The organism is Roseicyclus mahoneyensis (genome assembly GCF_003148775.1).
Taxonomy (GTDB): domain Bacteria; phylum Pseudomonadota; class Alphaproteobacteria; order Rhodobacterales; family Rhodobacteraceae; genus Roseicyclus; species Roseicyclus mahoneyensis.
Genome location: NZ_QGGW01000006.1, coordinates 1 through 24,464, shown reverse-complemented (window position 1 = coordinate 24,464; position 24,464 = coordinate 1). Strand labels below are relative to the sequence as shown.

The 24,464-nt window shown below is 64.7% G+C and carries 25 protein-coding genes and 1 tRNA gene; 19 read left to right on the top strand and 7 right to left on the bottom strand.

What is annotated here, in order from left to right:
• The first annotated feature begins 88 nt into the window (after positions 1-88).
• The 10 genes from C7455_RS12565 to C7455_RS12520 all read left to right on the top strand — a co-directional run bounded on the left by C7455_RS12565 (position 89) and on the right by C7455_RS12520 (position 11,066).
• Entirely contained in the window at positions 89-2,065 is a 1,977-nt protein-coding gene (locus C7455_RS12565; RefSeq protein WP_281269413.1) for an AMP-binding protein, read from the top strand.
• Positions 2,062-2,316, top strand: coding sequence for a hypothetical protein (locus tag C7455_RS12560; RefSeq protein WP_109668753.1), 255 nt, complete (start codon positions 2,062-2,064; stop codon positions 2,314-2,316). Before C7455_RS12565 ends, C7455_RS12560 begins: the two co-directional genes overlap by 4 nt.
• Positions 2,317-3,138, top strand: a complete 822-nt coding sequence (locus C7455_RS12555; RefSeq protein ID WP_109668751.1) for an ABC transporter ATP-binding protein — start codon at positions 2,317-2,319, stop codon at positions 3,136-3,138.
• A gap of 69 nt (positions 3,139-3,207) precedes the next feature.
• Complete coding sequence (locus C7455_RS12550) at positions 3,208-4,194, top strand: branched-chain amino acid ABC transporter permease (RefSeq protein ID WP_109668749.1); 987 nt, start codon at positions 3,208-3,210, stop codon at positions 4,192-4,194.
• 126 nt (positions 4,195-4,320) lie between these two features.
• Positions 4,321-4,566: a hypothetical protein gene (locus tag C7455_RS12545; RefSeq protein ID WP_109668747.1), complete on the top strand. Its 246-nt coding sequence runs from the start codon at positions 4,321-4,323 to the stop codon at positions 4,564-4,566.
• A gap of 102 nt (positions 4,567-4,668) precedes the next feature.
• Positions 4,669-5,745 carry a branched-chain amino acid ABC transporter permease gene (locus C7455_RS12540; RefSeq protein WP_109668745.1) on the top strand — a complete coding sequence of 359 codons (1,077 nt, stop codon included), beginning with the start codon at positions 4,669-4,671 and terminating at the stop codon, positions 5,743-5,745.
• A 118-nt stretch (positions 5,746-5,863) separates the two neighbouring features.
• Positions 5,864-7,144: an ABC transporter substrate-binding protein gene (locus C7455_RS12535; RefSeq protein ID WP_109668744.1), complete on the top strand. Its 1,281-nt coding sequence runs from the start codon at positions 5,864-5,866 to the stop codon at positions 7,142-7,144.
• Positions 7,145-7,284: 140 nt separating this feature from the next.
• The gene (locus tag C7455_RS12530; RefSeq protein ID WP_109668742.1) at positions 7,285-8,145 is read left to right on the top strand and encodes an ABC transporter ATP-binding protein; all 861 of its coding nucleotides are present in this window, start codon (positions 7,285-7,287) and stop codon (positions 8,143-8,145) included.
• Positions 8,145-9,329, top strand: coding sequence for a phenylacetate--CoA ligase family protein (locus C7455_RS12525; RefSeq protein ID WP_109668740.1), 1,185 nt, complete (start codon positions 8,145-8,147; stop codon positions 9,327-9,329). Before C7455_RS12530 ends, C7455_RS12525 begins: the two co-directional genes overlap by 1 nt.
• Positions 9,330-9,413: 84 nt before the next feature.
• Positions 9,414-11,066 carry a peptidoglycan-binding protein gene (locus C7455_RS12520; protein WP_109668738.1) on the top strand — a complete coding sequence of 551 codons (1,653 nt, stop codon included), beginning with the start codon at positions 9,414-9,416 and terminating at the stop codon, positions 11,064-11,066.
• An 83-nt stretch (positions 11,067-11,149) separates the two neighbouring features.
• Here the strand turns inward: C7455_RS12520 and ykgO are convergent, their stop codons facing one another.
• On the bottom strand, positions 11,150-11,275 hold the full coding sequence (gene ykgO, locus C7455_RS12515) for a type B 50S ribosomal protein L36 (protein ID WP_109668736.1): 126 nt from the start codon (positions 11,273-11,275) through the stop codon (positions 11,150-11,152).
• 89 nt (positions 11,276-11,364) lie between these two features.
• Positions 11,365-11,439 (bottom strand) — tRNA-Val (locus C7455_RS12510).
• A 169-nt stretch (positions 11,440-11,608) separates the two neighbouring features.
• Here C7455_RS12510 and C7455_RS12505 point away from each other — a divergent pair.
• On the top strand, positions 11,609-12,466 hold the full coding sequence (locus C7455_RS12505; RefSeq protein WP_109669148.1) for an N-formylglutamate amidohydrolase: 858 nt from the start codon (positions 11,609-11,611) through the stop codon (positions 12,464-12,466).
• 152 nt (positions 12,467-12,618) lie between these two features.
• On the opposite strand, the gene C7455_RS12500 is transcribed toward C7455_RS12505, so the two are convergent.
• Positions 12,619-13,872 (bottom strand): DNA polymerase IV, encoded by a 1,254-nt coding sequence (locus C7455_RS12500; RefSeq protein WP_109668734.1) that lies wholly within the window; start codon positions 13,870-13,872, stop codon positions 12,619-12,621.
• A 161-nt stretch (positions 13,873-14,033) separates the two neighbouring features.
• Between C7455_RS12500 and C7455_RS12495 the strand changes: the two genes are divergently transcribed.
• The 3 genes from C7455_RS12495 to C7455_RS12485 are packed head-to-tail and all read left to right on the top strand — an operon-like array spanning position 14,034 to position 15,992.
• Positions 14,034-14,921: an SPFH domain-containing protein gene (locus tag C7455_RS12495; protein ID WP_109668732.1), complete on the top strand. Its 888-nt coding sequence runs from the start codon at positions 14,034-14,036 to the stop codon at positions 14,919-14,921.
• Complete coding sequence (locus C7455_RS12490) at positions 14,918-15,205, top strand: NfeD family protein (RefSeq protein WP_109668730.1); 288 nt, start codon at positions 14,918-14,920, stop codon at positions 15,203-15,205. The genes C7455_RS12495 and C7455_RS12490 overlap by 4 nt, the downstream gene beginning before the upstream one ends.
• Positions 15,195-15,992: a hypothetical protein gene (locus C7455_RS12485; protein WP_109668728.1), complete on the top strand. Its 798-nt coding sequence runs from the start codon at positions 15,195-15,197 to the stop codon at positions 15,990-15,992. The genes C7455_RS12490 and C7455_RS12485 overlap by 11 nt, the downstream gene beginning before the upstream one ends.
• Here C7455_RS12485 and C7455_RS12480 read toward each other — a convergent pair.
• Positions 15,989-16,738, bottom strand: coding sequence for a hypothetical protein (locus C7455_RS12480; RefSeq protein ID WP_170119074.1), 750 nt, complete (start codon positions 16,736-16,738; stop codon positions 15,989-15,991). The two genes, C7455_RS12485 and C7455_RS12480, sit on opposite strands and share 4 nt — an antisense overlap.
• Positions 16,739-16,798: 60 nt before the next feature.
• On the bottom strand, positions 16,799-17,497 hold the full coding sequence (pyrF, locus tag C7455_RS12475) for an orotidine-5'-phosphate decarboxylase (RefSeq protein WP_109668724.1): 699 nt from the start codon (positions 17,495-17,497) through the stop codon (positions 16,799-16,801).
• A 313-nt stretch (positions 17,498-17,810) separates the two neighbouring features.
• Here pyrF and clpB point away from each other — a divergent pair, with 313 nt between their 5' ends.
• The 3 genes from clpB (at position 17,811) to C7455_RS12465 (ending at position 21,092) form a co-directional block, all read left to right on the top strand.
• Complete coding sequence (gene clpB, locus C7455_RS12470) at positions 17,811-20,426, top strand: ATP-dependent chaperone ClpB (RefSeq protein WP_109668722.1); 2,616 nt, start codon at positions 17,811-17,813, stop codon at positions 20,424-20,426.
• Positions 20,427-20,599: 173 nt separating this feature from the next.
• Positions 20,600-20,755: a hypothetical protein gene (locus tag C7455_RS20160; protein ID WP_170119073.1), complete on the top strand. Its 156-nt coding sequence runs from the start codon at positions 20,600-20,602 to the stop codon at positions 20,753-20,755.
• Between the two features lie 10 nt (positions 20,756-20,765).
• Complete coding sequence (locus tag C7455_RS12465; RefSeq protein WP_109668720.1) at positions 20,766-21,092, top strand: hypothetical protein; 327 nt, start codon at positions 20,766-20,768, stop codon at positions 21,090-21,092.
• 68 nt (positions 21,093-21,160) lie between these two features.
• Here the strand turns inward: C7455_RS12465 and C7455_RS12460 are convergent, their stop codons facing one another.
• A complete protein-coding gene (locus tag C7455_RS12460) occupies positions 21,161-21,661 on the bottom strand; it encodes a fasciclin domain-containing protein (protein ID WP_109668719.1) in 501 nt (166 codons plus the stop codon).
• 86 nt (positions 21,662-21,747) lie between these two features.
• The gene (locus C7455_RS12455) at positions 21,748-22,221 is read right to left on the bottom strand and encodes a fasciclin domain-containing protein (RefSeq protein ID WP_109668717.1); all 474 of its coding nucleotides are present in this window, start codon (positions 22,219-22,221) and stop codon (positions 21,748-21,750) included.
• Positions 22,222-22,538: 317 nt separating this feature from the next.
• On the opposite strand from C7455_RS12455, the gene msrP reads away from it, so the two are divergent.
• The gene (gene msrP, locus C7455_RS12450) at positions 22,539-23,444 is read left to right on the top strand and encodes a protein-methionine-sulfoxide reductase catalytic subunit MsrP (protein WP_109668715.1); all 906 of its coding nucleotides are present in this window, start codon (positions 22,539-22,541) and stop codon (positions 23,442-23,444) included.
• Between the two features lie 41 nt (positions 23,445-23,485).
• Positions 23,486-24,085, top strand: coding sequence for a protein-methionine-sulfoxide reductase heme-binding subunit MsrQ (gene msrQ / locus C7455_RS12445; protein ID WP_109668713.1), 600 nt, complete (start codon positions 23,486-23,488; stop codon positions 24,083-24,085).
• The last annotated feature ends 379 nt before the right edge of the window (positions 24,086-24,464 follow it).

The following is a 24,464-nucleotide window of genomic DNA, read 5'->3' as shown; positions in this document are numbered from 1 at the left end:
GACCCACTTCCATGATGTGTCACGGTGGCATTGTTTCACATGCGTCGTGAACGCCGGGAAGAGGAGCCCGGCGAGGGGAGGGTTTGCTTTGGTTGCCACAGATACACCGACAGGTGTTCCGCAGTCCGTGCCCGCGCTTTTGGCGCGCAATGTCGCGGCGATGGGATCGAAACCCGCCTACCGAGAAAAGGAATTCGGCATCTGGCAAAGCTGGAGCTGGGCCGAGGCGGCGCAGGAGATCGACGCCATCGCGCTTGGCCTTCTGGCGCTGGGTGTGGCCCGGGGCGATCACGTGGCCATCATCGGGCGCAACCGCCCCGCGCTTTACTGGTCGATGGTGGCCGCGCAGAAGGTCGGCGCGGTGCCCGTGCCCTTGTATCAGGACGCCGTGGCCGAAGAGATGGCCTATGTGCTGGAGCATTGTTTCGCCCGGTTCGTGATCTGTGGCGATCAAGAACAGGTCGACAAAGTGCTCGAGGTGCAGGAGCGCGTGCCGCAGATCGAACACATCATCTATCAAGATGCACGCGGTCTACGGAAATACGACCACACGAAACTGCATTCGCTGGCCAGCGTGCAGGCCGAAGGTCGCGCCGCGCAGGAGCGGTTGGGCCGTGAACTTGCCGCACGCACGGCGGAACTGGATTTCGATGCGACCTGCGTGATGCTTTACACCTCGGGCACGACCGGCAAGCCCAAGGGCGTGGTCTTGTCGAACCGCAACATCATCATGACCGCCAAGGCGTCGAGCGAGTTCGACCGCCTGCGCGCCGATGACGAGGTGCTGGCCTATCTGCCGATGGCGTGGGTGGGCGATTTCATCTTTTCCATCGGGCAGGCCTATTGGACCGGCTTTTGCGTCAACTGCCCCGAATCGGCCGAAACCCTGCTGATCGACCTGCGAGAGATCGGGCCGACCTATTATTTCGCGCCGCCCCGCGTGTTCGAGACGCTTCTGACCTCGGTGATGATCCGGATGGAGGATGCGGGCACGCTGAAACGGCGGCTGTTCCAGTATTTCCTGAACCACGCCAAGGTGGTCGGGCCGAAGATGCTGGATGGCAAGCCCGTGGGGATGCTGGACCGGCTGACCTACCAGTTGGGCAATCTGCTGATCATCGGGCCGCTCAAGAACACGCTGGGGATGAGCCGCATCCGTGTCGGCTATACCGCCGGTGAGGCGATCGGGCCCGAGATCTTCGATTTCTATCGGGCGCTGGGGATCAACCTCAAACAGCTTTATGGCCAGACCGAAGCCTCGGTCTTCATCACCCAGCAACCCGACCACGAGGTGCGGCCCGACACCGTCGGTGTGCCGTCCCCCGGGGTGGAGATCCGCATCGCCGAAAATGGCGAGGTCTACTACCGCAGCCCCGGCGTCTTCGTGGAGTATTACAAGAACTCTGAGGCCACCGCCTCGACCAAGGATGCCGAGGGCTGGGTGGCCACCGGCGACGCGGGCTTCATCGAGGAAGGCACCGGGCATCTGCGCATCATCGACCGGGCCAAGGACGTGGGCAAGATGGCCGACGGGCGGCTGTTTGCGCCCAAATACGTCGAGAACAAGCTCAAGTTCTTCCCCAACATTCTGGAAGCGGTGGTCTTCGGCAACGGGCGGCAGATGTGCACCGCCTTCATCAACATCGATCTGACGGCGGTGGGAAACTGGGCCGAGCGCAACAACATCGCTTATGGCTCCTATCAGGAACTGGCGGGCCATCCGCGCGTGCTCGACATGATCCAGTCCCATGTGGAGGAGGTAAACCGCTCCGTCTCGGTCGATGACATGCTGTCGGGCTGTCAGGTCCACCGCTTCTTGATCTTGCACAAGGAACTGGACGCCGATGACGGAGAGCTGACGCGCACCAGAAAGGTCCGCCGCCGCATCATCGAGGAGAAATTCGCCGATCTGATCGAGGCGATGTATGGCGGCAAGCGTGAGCAATACACCGAAACCGAGGTGACCTACGAGGACGGGCGCAAGGGCCGCATCAGCGCCACGTTGCAGATCCGCGACGCGGCGACCGTGGGCGGCACGCAAGATCGTCGGGTGGCCGCCGAATGACCGCGCTTGCCGCCTTCTTGTTCCTTCTGGGCTTTGCCGCAAGCTGGGTCGCGGGTCGCTACGTCGCCAAGGGCGCAACCGCGGTGCAAGGCGGGGCAATCGGCATCTGCGGGGTCGCGGCGCTGGTCGTGGGGCTGCCCGAGCTTTGGGAAAACCACCTGATCTGGGCGTTGGTCGCGCTTTTGATCTACGGGCTGATCGGCGCGCTGATCTTTCGGTCGGGGCAAGGCGCACGGGAAAGGGCCAGGTAAATGCTTGATGCCAAGTCGAAATCCTTCACGACTGCGGACGGCCGCACGATCGGACCCGTGGTGATGGAGATGCGCAACATCACGCTGCGTTTCGGCGGCGTGGTGGCGATCAAGGACATCAGCTTCGACATTCGCGAGGGCGAGATCCGGGCGATCATCGGGCCGAACGGGGCGGGCAAGTCGAGCATGCTCAACGTCATCAGCGGGTTCTACAACCCGCAAGAGGGCGAGGTGATCTATCGCGGGGCGAAACGCCCGCCGATGCGGCCCTATCAGGTGGCCCGTCAGGGCATTGCGCGCACCTTTCAGAATATTGCGCTCTTCGACGGGATGAGCGTGCTCGACAACATCATGACGGGGCGGCTGAACCACATGAAGGCCAGCATCTTCGATCAGGCCTTCTGGTGGGGACGTGCGCAGCGCGAAGAGGTGGAAAATCGCCGCAAGGCAGAGGAAGTCATTGATTTCCTTCAGATACAGAACATCCGCAAGACGCCCGTGGGCCGGCTTCCCTATGGTCTGAAAAAGCGGGTGGAACTGGCCCGCGCGCTGGTGGCCGAGCCTTCGATCCTTCTGCTCGACGAGCCGATGGCGGGCATGAACGTCGAGGAAAAGGAGGACATGAGCCGCTTCATCCTCGACGTGAACGACGAATTTGGCACCACCATCGTGCTGATCGAACACGACATGGGCGTGGTCATGGATCTGTCCGACCGCGTGGTGGTGATGGATTACGGCCGCAAGATCGGCGACGGCACCCCCGACGAGGTGCGCCGCAATCAGGAGGTCATCGACGCCTATCTGGGGGTGGCCCATGACTGATCTGGACCGCCACAGCCCGTACACAGCCCGTACACCGCGCGTACATACGCCGAGCCAGGGAGGCCGCGCATGCCCGACCAACTGATTTTCGCGATGGAGGTCACGCTCAACGGCCTTCTGAACGGGGTGATGTATGCGCTTGTCGCGCTTGGCTTCGTGCTGATCTTCAAGGCGTCAGGCATCTTCAACTACGCGCAGGGCGTCATGGCGCTGTTCGCGGCGATGACGCTGGTGGGCATCCAGCAAGGCCGTGTGCCCTTTGGCCACCTGATCAACGAGATCTTCGGCACGAACATCCACTACTTCGGGTGGGAGGTTCCGGCGCTGGCCGCCATCGCGCTGACGGTTCTGGTGATGATCGGCTTCGCGCTTTTGGTGCAGCGGTTCGTGTTCAAGCATCTGGTGGGCCAAGAACCGATCATCTTGTTCATGGCGACCATCGGGCTTGCGTATTTCCTTGAAGGTGTGTCGGACCTGATGTGGGGGTCCGAGATCCGCAATCTCGATGTGGGTCTGCCGCAGGGCATCAACGACGTGATCGACGCGGCGACCTTCGATCTGTTCGGCTACGGGTTCTTCATCGACAACCTCGACATCTCCGCGGCCATCGTCGCGGGCATCCTTGTCGCGGTGCTGATCGCCTATGCCCAATACACCAAGAACGGCCGCGCGATGCGGGCGGTGGCCGATGACCATCAGGCCGCGCTGAGCGTCGGCATCCAGCTCAATTATGTCTGGGTGCTGGTCTGGTCGCTGGCAGGCATCGTGGCGCTGGTCGCGGGCATCATGTGGGGGTCGAAATCCGGGGTGCAGTTCAGCCTGTCGCTGATCGCGCTCAAGGCGCTGCCTGTGCTGATGCTGGGCGGTTTCACCTCGATCCCCGGCGCCATCATCGGCGGGCTGATCATCGGTGTGGGCGAGGCGCTGTTCGAATTCGCCATCGGCCCGATGATCGGCGGCGCGACGGAAAACTGGTTCGCCTATGTCCTTGCCCTCGTCTTTCTCGTGTTCCGGCCGCAGGGCCTGTTCGGCGAGAAGATCATCGAAAGGGTGTGACCGGGGCCATGTGGTTGACCTTGAAAATAGATGCTGACGTGCGGACTGTTTCGGGGCAGTCTTCCGCCATGCGGGGGCCCGGACGGGGAGGTTCGGAGCGCCGCGCCCTCGGGAGGATGGACGGCGATGGCACTGGACGAGTTGCAGCAACCCAATATCGGTACGCCGGATTTCGCGCGCGGCAAGGCCTCGGGCGGGCGCAAGATCTGCGCGATCCTCGCGACCGTGGGCTTTGGCCTGTTCTGGATCGCGGGGTTATTCGTTGTGGCGAGCCTTGTGAACGGTGCGGCCCTGCACTGGAGCATGCCGTTGCTTTGCGCGGTGGGGCTTGCCGTGGGCATCTACGGGCGCCGCAGGGTCGAGTGCGGCTGAGGCCGCAAGTCACTGACGCAGCACAGGACGGAATTTGCAGCGCATCGCAGGGTCACGCGCCCGGCGGTGTTTTTTGGCATGTGAAGGGGAAGGGGGACCGCGATGTTCTATCGTGAAGCCGGCGACTACAAGACGTCCTACGCCGCGGACAGCCAGACCTTTCCGATCGCCTTTGACCGCTTCCGCTACTATGCCGTGCTGCTGATCGGGGTGGGCATCATCCCCTTCATTCTCAACGATTACTGGGCCAACGCCATTCTGATCCCGTTCCTGATCTATGCCATCGCGGCGATTGGGCTGAACATCCTGACGGGGTATTGCGGGCAGGTAAGCCTTGGCACGGGCGGGTTCATGGCGGTGGGGGCCTTCACCTCCTACAAGCTGATGACGGCGTTCCCGTGGATGGACATGGTCACGATCACGCTCTTGTCGGGGGCGATGACGGCCGTTGTCGGGCTGGCCTTTGGCTTGCCGAGCCTGCGGATCAAGGGCTTCTACCTTGCGGTGGCAACGCTGGCGGCGCAGTTCTTTCTGGTCTGGCTCTTCAACAAGGTGCCGTGGTTCTACAACTATTCCGCCTCGGGGCAGATCAACGCGCCCGAACGGTTCTTGTTCGGGCAGGCCCTGACCGGGCCGAATGCGGATTCCTGGGTGAAATACCTGTTCTGCTTTGCCTTCGTCTTTGTGCTGGCTTGGGTCGCGCGCAACCTGACGCGGGGTGCGATGGGGCGGCAGTGGATGGCCATCCGCGACATGGATATCGCCGCCGAGATCATCGGGGTGAACCCGCTCAAGGCCAAGCTGACGGCCTTTGCCGTGTCGTCCTTTTATGTCGGGATCGCGGGCGCGCTTTTGTTCACGGTCTATCTTGGCGCGGCCGAGGTGGGCGAGGCCTACGGCATCCAGAAGTCGTTCCTGGTCTTGTTCATGATCATCATCGGCGGTCTTGGCAGCCTGTTCGGCAGCTTTGCCGGCGCGGCCTTCATGGTGCTTTTGCCGGTCGCGCTCAAGGTGCTGCTGGTCGACACGATGGGCTGGAACACCGCGCTTGCCACGCATTTCCAGTTCGTCATCGTGGGCGGCCTGATCATGGTCTTCCTGATCGCGGAACCGCACGGGCTGGCGCGTCTATGGGCGCTGGCGAAAGAGAAATTGCGTTTGTGGCCCTTCCCCCATTGAGGGGGGCTTGATCGCGCCGCGGGGCGAGGAGGCCCCGACGGCGCAACAGAAAGAACCCCGGAGACAACGGGGCGAGACGAGACTGAACGAACCAAAACGTATAGGGAGGACTACCTCGATGAAATCATTGCTTACCATGGTGGCAGCCGGAGCCTTGGCCGCAGGGCCGGCACTTGCCGACCTTATGATCCCCGATCTGTCCTATCGGACCGGGCCCTTTGCGGCGGGTGGCATCCCGTTCTCGGATGGCTATCAGGACTATTTTGCGCTTCTCAACGCACGCGACGGTGGCATCGGCGGCGTGCCGGTGCGGGTGGTGGAATGCGAGACCGCCTACAACACCGAGCGCGGCGTGGAATGCTACGAGGCGACGCGCGGCGACAACCCGCTGGTCTACCAGCCGCTGTCGACCGGCATCACCTACCAGCTGATCCCGCGCGCCACGGCTGATGGCATTCCGCTGCACACGATGGGCTATGGCCGCACATCCGCCGTGAACGGCGAGGTGTTCAGCCATGTCTTCAACTATCCCGCGAACTACTGGGACGCGGCATCGGTGATGATCAACGTTTTGCTGGAGGAGAACGATGGCTCGCTCGAGGGCAAGTCGATCACGCTTCTCTACCACAACTCCGCCTATGGTCGGGAGCCGATCCGCACGCTGGAGACGCTGGCGGCCCAGCATGGCTTTACCCTGAACCTGCTGGCGGTCGACAGCCCCGGTCAGGAACAGGGCAACCAGTGGCTGACGATCCGCCGCGAGCGGCCGGATTACGTTCTGTTCTGGGGCTGGGGCGTGATGAACCAGGTCGCCATTCAGGAAGCGATCAACATTCGCTACCCGCTGGAGAATTTCATCGGCAACTGGTGGGCGGGCGCCGATCATGACGTGGCTTCGGCCGGTCAGGCGGCGGCGGGCTACCGCGCGCTGAACATGAACCGTCTGGGCGACATGCCGGTCTTTGCCGAGATCCAGAGCCATGTGATCGACGCAGGGCTTGCGGCGGGTGACGGCACGAATCTCGGGTCGGTGCTGTACACGCGCGGCATGTATGCGGCGATGCTGGCGGCCGAGGCGATCCGGACCGCGCAGGAAATCCATGGTGTGGCCGACATCACGCCCGCAATGATGCGCGACGGGATGGAAGCGCTGGAGCTGACCAATGCGCGGATGGAAGAACTGGGCATGCCGGGCATCGGGCCCGAGTTTGCCGTGTCCTGCGCCGATCATGGCGGCACAGGCATGGCGATCATGACGCAGTGGAACGGGACCGAATGGGTCACGCTGAGCGAGTTCATCGCGCCTGACGACAGTGTCACGCAGCCGTTGGTGATGGAGGATTCGCTGGCCTATGCCGCCGAGGCCGGGATCGAGCCGCGCAACTGCACTGACAGCTGATCAAGGACCCCCGGCGGCGGCGCGGTCCGTCGCCGCCGGGATCTGCATATTTTTGGAAAGATGAAGGTGGGGCCGCGGCCCGTTAACCTTAACCGCAGGTGACCGTGCCAAGGCAGGCGCGCGACAGGGAGAGCGGCACGATGTTGGACCAGCCGAAAGAGACGCATGGCGATGGCGTGGCGCCGCAGTTGCAGGGTCATGAGACGCTGCTGGAGGTCACCAACATCGAGGTGATCTACAACCATGTGATCCTTGTCCTGAAGGGTGTCAGCCTGAAGGTGCCGAAGGGCGGGATCACCGCGCTTCTGGGCGGCAATGGTGCGGGCAAGACCACGACGCTGAAGGCGATTTCCAACCTGCTCCATTCCGAACGCGGCGAGGTGACGAAGGGCACGATCCTCTATCGCGGCGAGCGGGTGCAGGATCTGACGCCGTCCGATCTGGTGCAACGCGGCGTGATCCAGGTGATGGAAGGCCGGCATTGCTTCGAGCATCTGACCGTCGAGGAAAACCTGCTGACCGGCAGCTATACGCGCAAGGACGGCAAGGGCGCGATCATGGCTGATCTGGAGATGGTCTATGAGTATTTCCCGCGGCTCAAGGAGCGGCGGACGAGCCAGGCCGGGTATACCAGCGGTGGCGAGCAGCAGATGACCGCCATCGGGCGCGCGCTGATGAGCCGGCCCGAGACGATTTTGCTGGACGAGCCGTCGATGGGGCTGGCGCCGCAGTTGGTGGAACAGATCTTCGACATCGTAAAGCGGCTGAACGAGGAGCAGGGGGTGACCTTCCTATTGGCCGAGCAGAACACCAACGTGGCGCTGCGCTTTGCCCATTACGGCTACATCCTCGAATCGGGGCGGGTGGTGATGGACGGTCCTGCCGCGGACCTGCGCGAGAACCCGGACGTCAAGGAATTCTACCTCGGCATGTCCGATGAGGGCCGCAAGAGTTTCCGCGACGTGCGCAGCTACCGTCGCCGCAAGAGGTGGTTGAGTTGATGTTGGACGAGAACCCCAAGTATTTCGATGCGCTGGAGACCCGAAGCGCAGATGCGCGTGATGCCGAGCAGCTGGTGCGGCTGAACGCGCAGCTGGCGTCGAACGGGATGGCGGCTGTGCCGTCGCTGGACGATCTGCGGAGCCTGCCGGTGCTGCGAAAGGCGGATCTGGTCGCGCGGCAGGCCGAGGCGCCGCCGTTCGGCGGCTTGCCGGTCACCAATCTGGCCCATGTGTTCCAGTCGCCCGGCCCGATCTACGAGCCGGGCGGCGTCAGCCATGACTGGTGGCGGATGGGCCGTTTCCTGCATGCGGCGGGCATCGGGCCGGGCGATGTGGTGCAGAATTGTTTCGGCTATCACCTGACGCCAGCGGGCATGATTTTCGAGAGCGGGGCGCGCGCGGTAGGGGCCGCGGTGCTGCCCGCGGGCGTGGGCCAGACCGAGTTGCAGGTGCGCGCGGCCAAGGATGTGGGCTGCACCGCCTATGCGGGCACGCCCGATTACCTCAAGGTGATTCTCGACAAGGCCGACGAGATGGGCGTGCGGCTTGCCTTTGCGCGCGCGGCGGTGGGGGGGGGTGCGCTGTTTCCGTCGCTGCGCGCCGAATATGCGGATCGCGGGATCGCCTGTCTGCAATGCTACGCCACGGCAGATCTGGGCAATATCGCCTATGAAAGCCCCGCGATGGAGGGAATGATTGTTGACGAGGGCGTGATCGTGGAAATCGTGCGCCCCGGCACCGGGGACCCGGTGCCGCCCGGCGAGGTGGGCGAGGTCGTGGTGACGACCCTGAACCCCGATTACCCGCTGATCCGCTTTGCCACCGGCGATCTGTCGGCGGTGTTGCCGGGGCTAAGCCCCTGCGGGCGGACCAACCTGCGCATCAAGGGCTGGATGGGGCGGGCCGATCAGACCACCAAGATCAAGGGCATGTTCGTGCGCCCCGAACAGGTGGCTGAATTCGTGGGGCGGCATGCGGGCGTCCACAAGGCACGCGTCATCGCCACACGCGAGGGCGAGATGGACGTGATGACCGTTCAGGTCGAGGCCGAGGGGCTTGAGGCGGGCGCGCTGGCCGACAGCGCGGCGTCGGTGCTGAAGCTGCGCGGCCGGGTCGAGATCGTGGCGCCGGGCAGCCTGCCCAATGACGGCAAGGTCATCGACGATCAGCGCAAGTATGACTGACCCTCTATCCCATGTTATCGGTTAACAGCGCAGGGGCGTGCTAGGCATCGGGCCGTCACGAGACCAACCCCGGAGACTGCCCCGATGCGCGCCCTCTTGCCCCTTGTTCTTGCCGTAGTCACGGCGCCCGCTGCGCTGGCCGATACCGCCTATCTGATCGCCAACAGCCGCTACGACAACGGTCAGAACCTGCGGCAGGCCAGCGATATCGCGGCCCTCGAACGCCCGCTGACCGAGGCGGGCTTCGAGGTCATCGTGGTGGAAAACGGCCCCATCGAGGCAATGCGCGCGGGACTGTCAGCGCTGGTGGCAGCCGGAGAAACCGACCGGGTGCTGATCGCTGTCGCGGGGCATGTGGTGCGTTCGCAGGGCGGCACATGGGTCTTGGGCCGCGATGCCGATACCCCTGATCTGGGGGCCGTCGGCGGGCAGGGCGTGTCGCTCGACGTGCTGATGGAGGTTGCGGGCCGTGCGCCCGGCCGGGCGATGGTGTTGATCGGGACGGAGGCACGGCAATTCCCGCTGGGGGCAGGGCTTGCCCCCGGGCTGGGGCCGATCGACGCGCCGCAAGGCGTCAGCGTGATCTCGGGCGCGCCCGATGACGTGGCGGATTTTGCCCGCCGCTTTGTGTTGAGGCCCGGTGCGGATCTTGCGGCCGCTGTTGCGGCGTCACGGAACCTGCGCGGCCATGGGTTCTTGTCGTCGAGCGTGCCGTTTCTGGACGTGGCATCGGGCGCCGTCGCGCCGCCCGTCGGGCCATCGGTCGAGGAAACGGCGCTGTGGAATGCGGTGCGCGAGTTGAACACGGCGGGTGCGCTGCGCGCCTATCTGACGCAATATCCCGACGGTGCCTATGTGGCCGAGGCGCAGGCGGCGCTCGCCGGGCTGGCCGTCATGCCGGTTGATCCGCAGGCCGAAGCCGAAGCCGTTGAAACCGCCTTGCAGTTGAGCCGCGCCGCGCGCCAGCAGATTCAGCGCGACCTGTCGCTTCTGGGGCACGACACACGCGGGATCGACGGCATCTTCGGGCCCGGCACGCGGCGCGCGATCCGCGACTGGCAGGGGGCGACGAGGCAGCCCGTCACGGGATTTCTGACCGGCAGTCAGATCGGCGTGCTGCGCACCGCGGCCGCGCAACGTGCGGCGGAGCTGGAGGAAGAAACCCGCCGCCAGCGCGAGGCCGAGGAACTGGCCGACCGCGCCTTGTGGCAGGCCATCGGGCAGGGTAGCGACGAGGCTGGGCTCCGCCGCTATCTCGACCGCTTTCCGCGCGGGCTTTATGCCGATGTGGCGCGGGCGCGGCTCGATGATATCGAGGCGGCTCGTCGTCTGGAGGCCGAAGCCGAGGAACGCGCGGCCTGGGACGGGGTGCGCCAGCAAGACACGGTGGCCGCCTATCGGGGCTACATTGATACGTGGCCGCGTGGCCTGTTCGTTGACGCCGCGCGTGCAAGAATCGCCGAGATCGAATCGGGCTTGAGCCCGGCGGCGCAGGCGCAGGCCGAGGCCGCGGAGGCGGCGCTGAACCTTGCGCAGCCGATGCGCGTTCTGGTCGAACAGCGGTTGGCGGCGGTGGGTCTCGATCCCGGGCGGCAGGATGGCGTGTTCGATCGCCAGACGCGCATCGCGATCCGGTCCTATCAAGATGGCCGGGGGCTGCCGGTCACGGGGTATCTGGACCAGTTGACCGTGGTGCGCCTGCTGGCCGAGGCGATCGGCGGACGGTTGTTCGACTGACCGCCGGACCACGCAGCGCCCGCGCAACGAAAAAGGCCGCCCCAAGGGGCGGCCCGTTTCGGATTGATCCGTGTTGCGCGGTCTCAGCCCTGACGGGCCTTGTACCGACGCTGGGTCTTGTTGATCACGTAGACCCGGCCCTTGCGGCGCACGACGCGGCAGTCGCGATGGCGCTCTTTGAGCGAGCGGAGCGAGTTCTTGACCTTCATGGCCTGTCCCCTCAGTCGCGGCGCGGCGATGCGCCTTGGGTTGCTGTATGGCCCCGAAGGACCGGTTAAAACGTTCCCCGTTTCCGAGGTGGTGGGCGGTACTGGGATCGAACCAGTGACCCCTACGATGTCAACGTAGTGCTCTACCGCTGAGCTAACCGCCCGAAATCCCCGTCATACGCTGCGCCAATGTCTAAAGCCCAAAGGCCCCGGCGGTGGACGCATCGCTTGGGTGTGCGGTCTATAGAAGGATTGATTGGGTGGTTCAAGGGCTTTTGGCTTGGCGAAAAAACCCGCTATATCTTGCTCCGACAGACTTTGATCGGAGCGCGCATGCACCCGCCCTATCGCCTTGACCGTCCGCGCCGGATTCTGACGCCGGTGGTGGTGGCCTCGCCCCATTCCGGGCGGCACTACCCGGCGGAGTTCTTGCGCGCAACGGTTCTGGACGAGCGTGCGATCCGGTCGTCCGAGGATGCCTTCATGGATATTCTCGTGGAAGGGGCGCCCGTCTTGGGTGCGCCGGTGATCGCGGCGGAATATCCGCGCGCATGGCTCGATCTGAACCGCAGCCCGGAAGAGTTGGACCCGGGCGTGGTCGAAGGCGTGGGCCGGGTGGTGCAGACGCCGCGCATCTCGTCGGGGCTGGGGGTGATTCCCCGCGTCGTGGCCAATGGCCGGACCATCTATCGCGGCAAGCTGGCCCGGACCGAGGCCGAGGCCCGGATCGAACAGGTCTGGCGGCCCTATCATGCGGCGCTGGAGGGATTGCTGGCGCAAGCGCAGGCCGAGTTCGGCGAGGCGGTCTTGCTCGATTTCCATTCGATGCCGCATGAGGCGCTGGACAGCGTGGCGCGGCCCGGCCAGCGTCGGCCGGACGTGGTGCTGGGCGACCGCTTCGGGGCCTCGGCGGCGGGCGAGATCCTCGATGCCCTGGAGGACGGGTTCCTGTCCGAGGGGCTGTGCGTGATCCGCAACGCGCCTTTTGCGGGCGCCTTTGTGACGCAGCATTACGGGCGTCCTGCGCGACGGCGGCACGCGGTGCAGGTGGAGATCGACCGGTCGCTTTACATGAACGAACGGATGGTGCGCCCGAACGCGAATTTCGAGGCGGTCCAGCGGCTGATCACAAGCGTGATCGACCGGGTGATCGTCTCGCGCCCCGGCCGGGTGCCGCTGGCAGCGGAATAACTTGGCCGCGCCGCAGGCGCGCCGACAAGAGCGGAAAACGAGGTTTTCCGGCGCAATCCCCCCGAGTGGATCTTGTGGAGGCGGTGCCGGGGGCGCTGCCCCCGTCGCCCCCTGGGCGACTCCCCCGGGATATTTCTGAAACAGAGAAGAGGTCAGCGGAGCGCGCGGCCCTTGAGGATCGCATCCTCGCCGAAGCGTTTGCGGATCGCGTCGGTGGCGCGTTCGGCACCGACGCGGCGGGACGCCTGAGGGTCAAGAAGGTCGCCTTCGCGGTCGGCCGCCTCGGCCGGGATCAGGTCGGACAGGCCCACGCCAATCAGCCGGTAAGGCTTGGGGTGGTCGGTCTGGTCGTAAAGTGCGCGGGCGTTGCGGTAGATGCGGTCGGCGATCTGGGTGCCGTCGGGCAGCGACAGGCGACGGGTCAAGAGCTTGAAATCGGCGCGCTTGAGTTTCAGCGTGACGGTGCGGCCCGCCAGCCCCTTGGCCTTGGCGCGGTCGGCGACCTTTTCGGACAGGCGCCAGATATGGCCGTCGAGAAGGCCCTCGTCGGCGATATCGCCGGAGAATGTGGTTTCGTTCGAGATGGATTTCACCGCGCGGTCGCGGGCGACGCGGCGGTCATCTTGCCCGCGCGCGAGGTGCCAGAGCCGGTCTCCCATGGTGCCGAAGCGGGCCTGCAGGTCGGCGCGGTCCCAGCGGCGGAGGTCGGCGAAGCTGCGGATGCCGATCTTGTCGAGGCTGGCCTGACCGGCAGCCCCGATGCCCCAGATCATCCGCACCGGTTTGTCGCGCAGGAAATCCATCGTCTCGACCCGGCCGATCACGGAAAAGCCGCGCGGCTTGTCGAGGTCGGAGGCGAGTTTGGCGAGGAACTTGTTGTGCGACAGGCCGATGGAGCCGGTGATGCCAAGTTCAAGCTGCATGCGTTTCACAAGGCCCGCCAGCAAGACAGCCGGGGGGCGCCCGTGCAGCCGCGCAGTGCCGGTGAGGTCAAGGAAGGCCTCGTCGAGCGACAGCGGCTCGATGGCGGGGGTCAGATCCTCCATCATGGCGCGGATCTGGCGGGAGACTTGCGCGTAGACATCCATCCGGCCCCGGACCACCACTGCCTCGGGGCAGAGTTTCAAGGCCTGGAACATCGGCATGGCCGAGCGCACGCCCTTGATGCGGGCGATGTAGCAGGCGGTGGACACCACGCCGCGCCGCCCGCCGCCGATGATGACGGGTTTGTCGCGGAGGTCTGGGTTGTCGCGTTTCTCGACGCTTGCGTAGAAGGCGTCGCAATCCATGTGGGCGATGGAGAGATCCCACAACTCGGCATGCGACGTGATGCGCGGACTGCCGCAGGCCGGGCAGCGGCGGGCATGATCGAACTGGGTCAGGCAATCGCGGCACAGGGCGGGCATGGGCCCACGATACGCCCATCGGGCCCGCCACGGAAGGTGGCGCGGGGGAGCGTGGGTGGGGATTTCCCCCGGACAGGGCCCGCATTTTTGCCTAGCCTTGGCGCGGGCTACCCCGCATATCTTGAGCCATGAAGCCTGAAGACCAACAAACGAGGATCTTTATGGAAGACGTGATTGCCGACCTGGTGGGCGGGAACCTTGTGGTTCTGTTGCTGGCCCTCTTCATTATCCTGTGCATTTTCCTTGCGATCCGGATCGTGCCGCAGTCCGAACAGCATGTGGTCGAACGGTTTGGACGGCTGAAGGTGGTCCTTGGGCCGGGGATGAACTTCATCGTGCCTTTCCTCGACAAGGTGGCGCACCGGGTGTCGATCCTGGAGCGGCAACTTCCCACCGCCAGCCAGGACGCCATCACTACGGACAACGTGTTGGTGCAGGTCGAGACCAGCGTGTTCTACCGCATCCTCGAGCCGGAGAAGACCGTTTACCGGATCCGTGACGTGGATGCCGCGATTGCGACGACAGTGGCGGGGATCGTGCGGGCCGAGATCGGCAAGATGGAACTGGATGAGGTGCAATCGAACCGCGCCACGCTGATCGCTACGATCAAGCATAGCGTCGAGGATGCCGTGGATGACTGGGGCATTCAGGTGACCCGGGCCGAGATCCTCGATGTGAACCTCGATCAGGCGACGCGCGAGGCGATGTTGCAGCAGTTGAATGCCGAACGCGAACGGCGGGCCGCCGTGACCCGGGCCGAAGGTCTCAAGCGCGCGGTCGAACTGCAGGCGGACGGGGAACTATACGCCGCCCGCCAGCAGGCCGAAGCGCGGCGCGTGTCCGCCGATGCCGAGGCCTATGCAACGGGCGTTGTGGCCGAGGCCATCGCCAAGGGCGGGCTTGAGGCGGTGCAATACAACATCGCGCTGGAACAGGTGAAGGCGCTGGGCACCATGGCGGCGGGGCAAGGGACGCAGACGGTGATTGTTCCGGCGGATGCGGCCGATGCCTTTGGCAAGGCGTTCCAGATGTTGCGGGGCCGGGTATGATGTGGGCCGCCTGGTGGATCTGGGGGGCTGCCGCCGTCGTTCTGGCGGTGGCAGAGGTGCTGATCCCCGGTTTCGTGCTGCTGGGTTTTGCACTGGGCGCGGCGGTTGTGGCGCTGATCTTGCTGGTGGGCGGGCCGCTGGCGGTTTGGCTGGGCGGATCGATCCCAATGCTGTTGCTGGTCTTCGCCGTGGTCTCGCTTCTGTCGTGGCTGGCGCTCCGGCGTTGGGTCGGGGTCTATCGCGGGCAGGTCAAGCGCTTCGATCACGACATCAATGACGGCTGATCTCTCGGCTTATGCCGGGTTGAGCCGCCGGGTCGCGGGGCTTGGACCCGAGGGTGAGATCGGGTTTGACCCGGGATGTTTTCCCGACGGACTGCACGAACGTCAGGACTTTGGCGAACTGGTCATCGACAGCGGGCTGAAGCGGTCCATCGCCTGGCTGGGCGAGGGACCGGATCTGCCGTTCGAGATCCTCGATCAGGTACACAGCACGGATTGGTATGCCGAGCCGGAAGGATGGCGGCGGATCGGTTTGTGGCTGATGCACCTTTTGCTGTCGGGCCGCGATTGGGCCGGGCTGACGCTGACGCACGCCGAAAGCCGCATCGCCGAGATTTATGTCGCGCTGGACCGGCCCCGGCCGGCGAGCAGCTTTGTCGATTGGGCCGCGCCAGTTCAGGTGGCGCATGTCATACACATGCCTCGGCCTGTGGCGCGCCACGCTTTTGCCGATCCGCCCAAGGCTGACCCGCCCCGGATCGATGACCTGCGCGACCGGCCGATGATCCGCCACGGCTGGCGCGATCAGGCCGCGCGCCATCGCGGCCGGGCGGAGGAGGCCGATCAGGTGATCTTGTCCCTGACGCTGGAGGGGACGGTGGCGCTGGCCGAGCTTTGGCTCGATTTCGCGGCCCCCGGCGAGGCGCGCGACGAGATCAACATCGAAAGCCCGCTTGCGGGATTTGGCGCGACGCAACCCGGCAGCATCGAGGCGCGGTTCTGGAAACCCGGCAGTTTCGCCTTTTATTGCGACCGGCTGGACGATTTGCGCCTGCCCGATCGCGCCTAAGGCCCCGCGATCCGGAAACCGAGCGGCTTTTTCAGCGCGTCGCCCTTGGTCAGCCAGGCCAGCGAGAAGGCCAGCACACCGGCCGTCTCGACCCAGAAGATGTAGTTCAGCGCGCGCATCTGGTCCTTTAAGGGCAGGACAAGATAGGCGAGCGCGCCAAGGATCGCAGCGATCAGCACCACACCGCAGGCGTAGTAGGTCAGGTGTTCGAGGCTCATGGCCGCGCGGCCGTCGGGGCGCCGCTTGCCGCCCATGGGAAACAGGACGAGGCAGAAATAGGCGAGTGCGGCAAAAAACACGCCCGCGCAAGCAAAGTGGAGCGGACCGGTGATGAAATGGAGGCCCGTGACAAGCGTCGGGTCGGGCAGGGCACCGGCACAGGGGGCTGTGGTCTCGCCCGTCATGCAATGGGCAAAGGCCGGGTCGGCCCCCGCCGGGAACAGCGCCACGCCAAGCGCCGCCAGCCCCGCGATGATCGAAGTGGCCCGGTCGCCAAGCGGGAAACGGTCGGGTTTCGCCCGGTAGCCGCGATAGCTGAGCAAGAAGATCCCGATGGCCACCATGCAGCCGACAAAGACGTCGCCCATGGCGGTGTAGTAGAATTCCGAGATCGAGGGCTGCATCCGCCCCGCCCCCGTCAGGCCGTAGACATAAAGTGTGACGGGGAGGATCAGCCCGAGAAAGCCTATCCCCTGCCGCACGGCGAGGAAATGCAGGTCCAGGCGCGGATCGTTGTCTTGCAGCATGGCCATTGCCCCCGGCGCGGTTCGCCGGACAAGCCTAGCACGAAAAGCCGCCCGATGCGCTCAGGGCAATTCGGACAGGATCGCGTGCGCTGCGCGCGCCGGATCATCCGCCTGCCAGACGGGGCGACCGACCACGATGTGATCTGCGCCTGCCGCGATGGCGGCGGCGGGGGTGGCGATGCGTTTCTGGTCGCCCACGTCGCTGCCCATGGGCCGCACGCCGGGGGTGACGATCAGTCGGCCCGCCGATTGCGGCAGGGCGCGGATCATCGCGGCTTCATGCGGGGAAGCGATGACGCCATCGGCCCCTGCTTCGAAGGCGCGGGCGGCGCGGGCCGCCACGATCTCGGCCATGTCGCCCGGCACAATCAGGTTGGCATCCAGATCGGCGCGGTCGTTGGAGGTGAGGATCGTCACGGCAAGGATCTTGAGGTCTGTCCCCGAAGCCCCCTGTTTCGCGGCAGAAACCACCTGCGGGTCGCCGTGCACGGTCAGGAAATCGAGGTCGAAGCCCGCGATTCCCCGCACCGCGGCTTCGACCGTCGCGCCGATATCGAAGAACTTCATGTCGAGGAAGATCCGCTTTCCATGGTCGTGTTTCAGCTCATTGGCCAACGCGAGGCCACCGCCTGTCAGCATGCCCAGCCCGATCTTGTAGAACCCCACGGCGTCGCCGAGGCGTTCGGCAACGCGCAACCCGTCCAGCGCGTTCGCGACGTCGAGGGCAACGATCAAGCGGTCGTCGGATGGGATTGGCATGGCGGCGGGCCTTTCGGGTCGGAATTTTTCCGTTCCTAGGCGGCCCGGAGGGGCATGTCCATCAGGTCGGGGGGCGCCGGCACTCAGGGAGGCGCCCCCCTCGGCGGTCAGGAACACACGCGACCGCCCACGCATGTGTGGCAGAAACTAAAGATTCCGCCAACGGGAATGTTGCCGCAATTTCCCCTCCGGACGGTCCATTGCGACTTGCGCGACACGCCATCGCTTCCCACATCGCATACCGAGGCCCATGGGTCGCCATGCTGCAGGTGCGGGTGGTGGCCAGACGGGCGCTTGGACAAGGAGAAAGACCATGAACTTGGAGAAGTTCACCGATCGCGCACGCGGGTTCTTGCAGGCCGCCCAGACGATCGCCAGCCGCGAGGATCATCAGAAACTCGCGCCCGAGCATCTGCTCAAGGCCCTGTTGGATGATGACCAAGGCATGGCGTCCGCGCTGATCAAGCGTGCGGGCGGGGCGCCCGAGCGTGTGCGCGAGGCCGTCGAGCTGTCGCTGTCCCGCCTGCCCAAGGTGACCGGCGACGCGGGCCAGATCTATGTCGACAAGCAGACAGCCAAGGTGTTGGACGAGGCCGAAAAGCTCTCGAAAAAGGCGGGCGACAGTTTCGTGGCCGTCGAACGCATGCTGACAGCACTTGCCGTGGTGCAAAGCCCCGCGCGCGAGGCGCTGGAGGCGGGTGCCGTCAACGCGCAATCCCTGAACGCCGCGATCAACGATCTGCGCAAGGGCCGCACGGCGGATAGCGCCGGGGCTGAGGACAGCTACGAGGCGCTCAAGAAATACGCCCGCGATCTGACCGAGGCCGCGCGGGAGGGCAAGATCGACCCGATCATCGGCCGCGACGAGGAAATCCGCCGCGCGATGCAGGTGTTGAGCCGCCGGACCAAGAACAACCCGGTTCTGATCGGGGAACCCGGCGTGGGCAAGACCGCCATCGCCGAGGGGCTGGCGCTGCGCATCGTGAACGGCGACGTGCCTGAGAGCCTGCGCAACAAGACGCTGATGGCGCTCGACATGGGCGCGCTGATCGCGGGGGCGAAATATCGGGGTGAATTCGAGGAACGGCTGAAGGCCGTGCTGGGCGAGATCACGGCCGCCGCCGGTGAGATCATCTTGTTCATCGACGAGATGCATACGCTTGTGGGCGCGGGCAAATCCGATGGGGCGATGGATGCGGCCAACCTGATCAAGCCCGCGCTGGCGCGGGGCGAATTGCACTGCATCGGTGCGACGACCTTGGATGAATACCGAAAGTATGTGGAAAAGGACGCGGCGCTGGCCCGCCGGTTCCAGCCATTGGTGGTGGAGGAGCCGACGGTAGAGGACACCATCAGCATCCTGCGCGGCATCAAGGAAAAATATGAGCTGCACCATGGTGTGCGGATTTCGGACGCCGCGCTGGTGGCCGCCGCAACGCTGAGCCATCGCTACATCACCGACCGCTTCTTGCCCGACAAGGCCATCGACCTGATGGATGAGGCCGCCAGCCGCCTGCGGATGGAAGTCGACAGCAAGCCCGAGGAACTCGATGCGCTGGATCGTCAGATCCTGCAGATGCAGATCGAGGCCGAGGCGCTGAAGAAGGAGGATGATCAGGCCAGCCGCGATCGGTTGGACAAGCTGGAACGCGAACTGGGCGACCTGCAACAGCAATCCGCCGAGATGACGGCGAAATGGCAGGCCGAACGGGACAAGCTCGATCAGGCCCGCACGCTCAAGGAACGGCTGGACCATGCGCGCGCCGAACTGGATCAGGCCAAGCGGGCCGGTGATCTGGCACGCGCGGGGGAGCTTTCCTATGGCGTGATCCCGCAGCTTGAAAAAGACCTGATCGCCGCCGAGGCACAGGACGACGACGTGATGGTCGAAGAGGCCGTGCGCCCCGAACAGATCGCGGGCGTGGTGGAACGCTGGACCGGCATTCCGATGTCCAAGATGCTGGAAGGCGAGCGGGAGAAACTCCTCAAGATGGAGGAGGAGCTGGGCAAACGTGTGATCGGCCAGATGCAGGCGGTGCAGGCCGTCAGCCGCGCCGTGCGGCGCGCGCGTGCGGGCCTGCAGGACGAAAACCGGCCGCTCGGGTCGTTCCTGTTCCTCGGGCCGACGGGTGTCGGCAAGACCGAGTTGACCAAGACGCTGGCCGAATACCTGTTTGACGACGATCAGGCGATGGTGCGCATCGACATGAGCGAATTCATGGAGAAACACGCCGTGTCCCGCCTGATCGGCGCTCCGCCGGGCTATGTCGGCTATGACGAGGGCGGCGTGCTGACAGAGGCCGTGCGCCGCCGCCCCTATCAGGTGATCTTGTTCGACGAGGTCGAGAAGGCGCATCCGGAGGTGTTCAACGTGCTCTTGCAGGTGCTGGATGACGGCATCTTGACCGACGGGCAGGGGCGGCGTGTGGATTTCAAGCAGACGTTGATCGTGCTGACCTCGAACCTCGGGTCTCAGGCGCTGAGCACCTTGCCAGACGGATCGGATGCGGCGCAGGCCAAGCGGGACGTGATGGATGCCGTGCGCGCCCATTTCCGGCCCGAGTTCCTGAACCGGCTGGACGACATGATCGTCTTCGACCGGCTGACGCGGGCGGACATGGGCGGGATCGTCACAATCCAGCTCAAGCGGCTGGAGAACCGGTTGGCGCAGCGGAAGATCACGCTCGATCTGGATGCGGGCGCACGGCAGTGGCTGGCAGATGAGGGCTATGACCCGGTGTTCGGGGCGCGGCCGCTCAAGCGGGTGATCCAGCGCGCGCTTCAAGATCAACTGGCCGAGATGATCTTGTCGGGCGATGTCAGCGACGGAGCCGTGATCCATGTGAGCGCCGGCGCGGACGGGTTGATCGTGGGCGACCGCGTGGCGCCCTCGAAGCGGCCCAAGCCTGAGGATGCCGTGGTGCACTGAGGCGCGGTCGACACAACATGACACCGATGCCCCCGGCGTCTGGTCGGGGGCATCTTTTTGGCTGACACCCCATGATTTGAAAAAACTATCGAGGCGGAAGTTTCGATAGGATTGATGCCAGATCGGTCGGGCCCATCTGACCTGCATGTCATCACCAATCAGGAGATCATCAGATGCCCCGGATCGACGAACAGACACCGTCCTGCGCCACTTCGACCGAACGGCTGGGCATGTGGCTCAAATCTGATGTCACCTTCACCCTTCCCGGCTGGGCGCTTGCCCTTGGCGGGGCAGGTGCGCTGGTGCTGGTTCTTGTCGCGCTGGACTGAGGGGATTGCCGTGAGACGTGCCGTTCTTCTTGCCGCCGTGCTGACGCTTCCGGCAAGCGTCGTTCTGGCCGAGATCACGCCGATCGGGGACCTGCGCCGCAACATGCACGCGACAGTGGAAGGCATTGTGGAGCGCGTCACGGACGAGGATGAATTTCGGCTGGCCGATGCAAGCGGGCAGATCCGGGTCTATATCGGCCCGAACCCCCTGCCGGTACGTGTGGGTGACAGCATCCGCGTCGCGGGCTTCGTCGATGACGACCTGCGCATGGAGCTTTACGCTGAGACCATCACGCTGGCCGATGGCCGAGTGGTCGATCTGCCGCGTCGTGACTGAATTGGCGTAAAAACAATAACGCCCCCGCGCTGCAAGGCCGGGGGCGTTGTCTTCGGGGCCGTGCAGGATCAGTGCGGAAGAAGAACGCGGTCTATGATGTGCACAACGCCATTGGAGGCAAAGACATTTGGCGTGGTCACGCGGGTGTTTCGGTTCAGGTGGACGCCGCCGCCGGTGGCATTGACGTTGATGAACCCGCCCTGGAGCGTCGGAACGCGACCGCGCTGGCCCAAGAGCGCTTCGGCCGGATAATAGCTGCCCGAGACATGATAGGTCAGCACGTCGGTCAACGCGTCGGTGTCGGCCAGCAGCCCGTCGAGCACCCCATGGGGCAGGGCGGCGAAGGCGGCATTTGTGGGGGCAAAGACAGTGAGCGAGCCGCGCGCCGAAAGCGCATCGACAAGGCCTGCCGCCTGCACGGCAGTCACGAGCGTCGAAAGATCAGGGGTGGCTGCGGCCAGTTCGACGATGGTGCTGGAGCCGGTCACGGCGCTGGCGGGCGCAAGACCCATCGTTGCGGCCCCGGCAAGGCCGACGGCAGAGGTTGTCAGGAAACGGCGGCGGTCCATATGAATTCTCCCTTTTGATGGATTGTTGCGGATGTTGCAAAAACGGTCAGGCCCGGACGATGTCCGGGCCTGCTTTTTTCCGTGGCTTACATCGGCGGCAGGATGACCGCGTCGATGACATGGATCACGCCGTTCGACGCTGCGATATCCGCGGTCACGACGTTCGCCTCGTTCACGGTCACGCCACCCGTCGTGCCGATGGTGATGTCGGAACCCTGCACGGTCGCGGCGGTCATGCCGTCCGAAAGGTCGGTCGACATCACGGCGCCCGGGACGACGTGATAGGTGAGAATTGCCACCAGCTGGTCGAGGTTCTCGGGGAGCAGCAGGCTTTCGACGGTGCCTTCGGGCAGGGCCGCGAAGGCGTCATCGGTCGGAGCGAAGACGGTGAACGGGCCTTCGCCCGACAGCGTTTCCACAAGGCCGGCGGCCTCGACGGCTGCGACGAGCGTGGTGAAGCTGCCTGCGCCGACGGCGGTTTCGACGATGTTCATGTCCTGCGCGAACGCGGGTGCGGACAGGGCCGTGGTCGCTGCCAGTGCGATAAGGGTCTTGCGCATGTCGTAGTCTCCTAGGTTGGTGGGTGCCGGAGAAACATGTCTCCGTCGCATCGACAGGTGGCCGGGCCCGGAATGCTTTCAAGTGAAGCGGGTTTTTGCCGGGCGGCTTGACCGGCGGGGCCGCGCGCCTAAGCCCGGGATGCCCGCGGTTTCCAATCAAATCGCCGTGAAATCATGTGAGACAGTGTGACCGGCGGGGCGGGTTTTGTTTCAACCCGCGGTCCGGCGGCAAACAGTTTCGTGAGACCCGATGTCCGGGGTTGGGGTTTGCTCCATATGCGGGGCATGCTGTCCGGAATGCATAAAGGAGAAACGCCATGGCCCGCCGCTACACTTCTGACCTGACATGGGATGATGTCACCCCCCGGTCGGTCTACCTGAACCGCCGCCAGATCATGGCGGGGGGCGCGGGCCTGTTGGGCGCGGGCCTGATCGGCGGTAGGGCACAGGCGCAAGGCACGCTGACGCCCAACACCTTCGAAGAGATCACGTCCTACAACAACTTCTACGAATTCGGCACGCGCAAGGAAGATCCTGCGCGCAATGCCCATATGTTGACGACCTCGCCCTGGGAAATCGTGATCGACGGCATGGTCGACAATCCCGGCACTTACTCCTTCGAGCAGGTTGTCGAGGACATGACGATCGAGGAACGGATCTACCGCTTTCGCTGCGTCGAGGCATGGTCGATGGTCATCCCGTGGAACGGCTTCGAGCTGGCCGATCTGCTGGAGCGTGTCGGCGTGCAGGATGGCGCGCGCTACGTCGCCTTTGAAACGGCGCTGCGCCCCGACGAGATGCCGGGTGTGCGCGTGCCGGTGCTGGACTGGCCCTATCGCGAGGGTCTGCGGCTTGACGAGGCGATGCACCCGCTGACGATCATGGCGACCGGCCTTTATGGCGAGCCGATGCCGAACCAGAACGGTGCGCCGATCCGGTTGGTGGTGCCGTGGAAGTACGGCTTCAAGTCCATCAAGTCGATTGTGCGGATCACAGTGACGGCCGATGAGCCGGTTGCGACGTGGAATGCGACGCAGCCTCGGGAATATGGCTTCTACAGCAATGTGAACCCGAATGTGGATCATCCCCGCTGGTCGCAGGCCAACGAGCGGGTGATCGGCGGTGGGCTGCTCGCCCGGCGCCAGCCGACGCTCATGTTCAACGGATACGAGGATGAGGTCGCATCGCTCTATGAGGGCATGGATCTGGCGGAGTTCTTCTGAGCGTGACGGATGCCGCCGACAGGACAGGGCCCGCCCCGGTGATGCAGCACGTGAACGGTGCGTTGCGTCGCGTGCCGCCGTCCCTGTTGTATGTGGGCGGTGCGGCATGGGGCGGGTGGCTGTTCTGGCTGGCGGCAACGGGCGGGCTTGGGGTGGAACCAATCGAGGCGCTGGAACACCGTTACGGCAAGCTGGCGCTGCAACTGATCGTGGCCGGGTTGGCCGTGACGCCGCTGCGGCAGTGGGCGGGGCTGAACCTGATCCCGTTTCGTCGCGCGATAGGTGTTTTGGCCTTTGGCTATGTCCTCGCGCATTTTCTGGTCTGGGCAGTTCTGGATGTGCAGACCCTTTCGGCGATCTGGGCCGATATCGTGAAGCGGCCCTATGTGACCATCGGCATGGTGGGGTTTGCGACGCTGATCCCCTTGGCGCTGACATCCAACAACCGGGCCATTCGGCGGTTGGGCCCGGTGCGATGGCGACATCTGCACAAGCTGGCATATCCCGCTGCGGTGCTTGGAGCGGTGCATTACGTCTGGCTGGCCAAGGGGCTTCAGTTCGAGCCACTGTTCTATCTCGGCGCCATCCTCGGACTTCTTGCCCTGCGACTTGTGCCGCGGAAGGTGCGAGTCGCAGGCTGAATCGTGTGACCGGGGTGACGTACCACCAGATCTGGGGATAGGTCTGTAGATAACCACAAGACGCGCTGGATGGCCCCACCCGAGTCGGCTTGGGGTATCGTCCGGAGCAGGCGAAAAGGGCCTGATGCGAGAATTTTCAGGTGGTCAACCCATTGAAAAAAATGACATTTTACGGATCAACGCAAAAAATGTCATCTAACTGATAAAAAGCTCTTGCGGCCACCGTGCCCCAACCGTAAATACCCCTTCACCGGCGGCGCTGAGGTGCTGACGGGACGCCGGACGGGACTGGGGCTGAGGTTTTGGACCCGCGAGGCGAAGAAAAAAACTGAGACACATGAGGCAGGTTGCGCTCAAAGGAAAGAGCGCTACCGGTTTG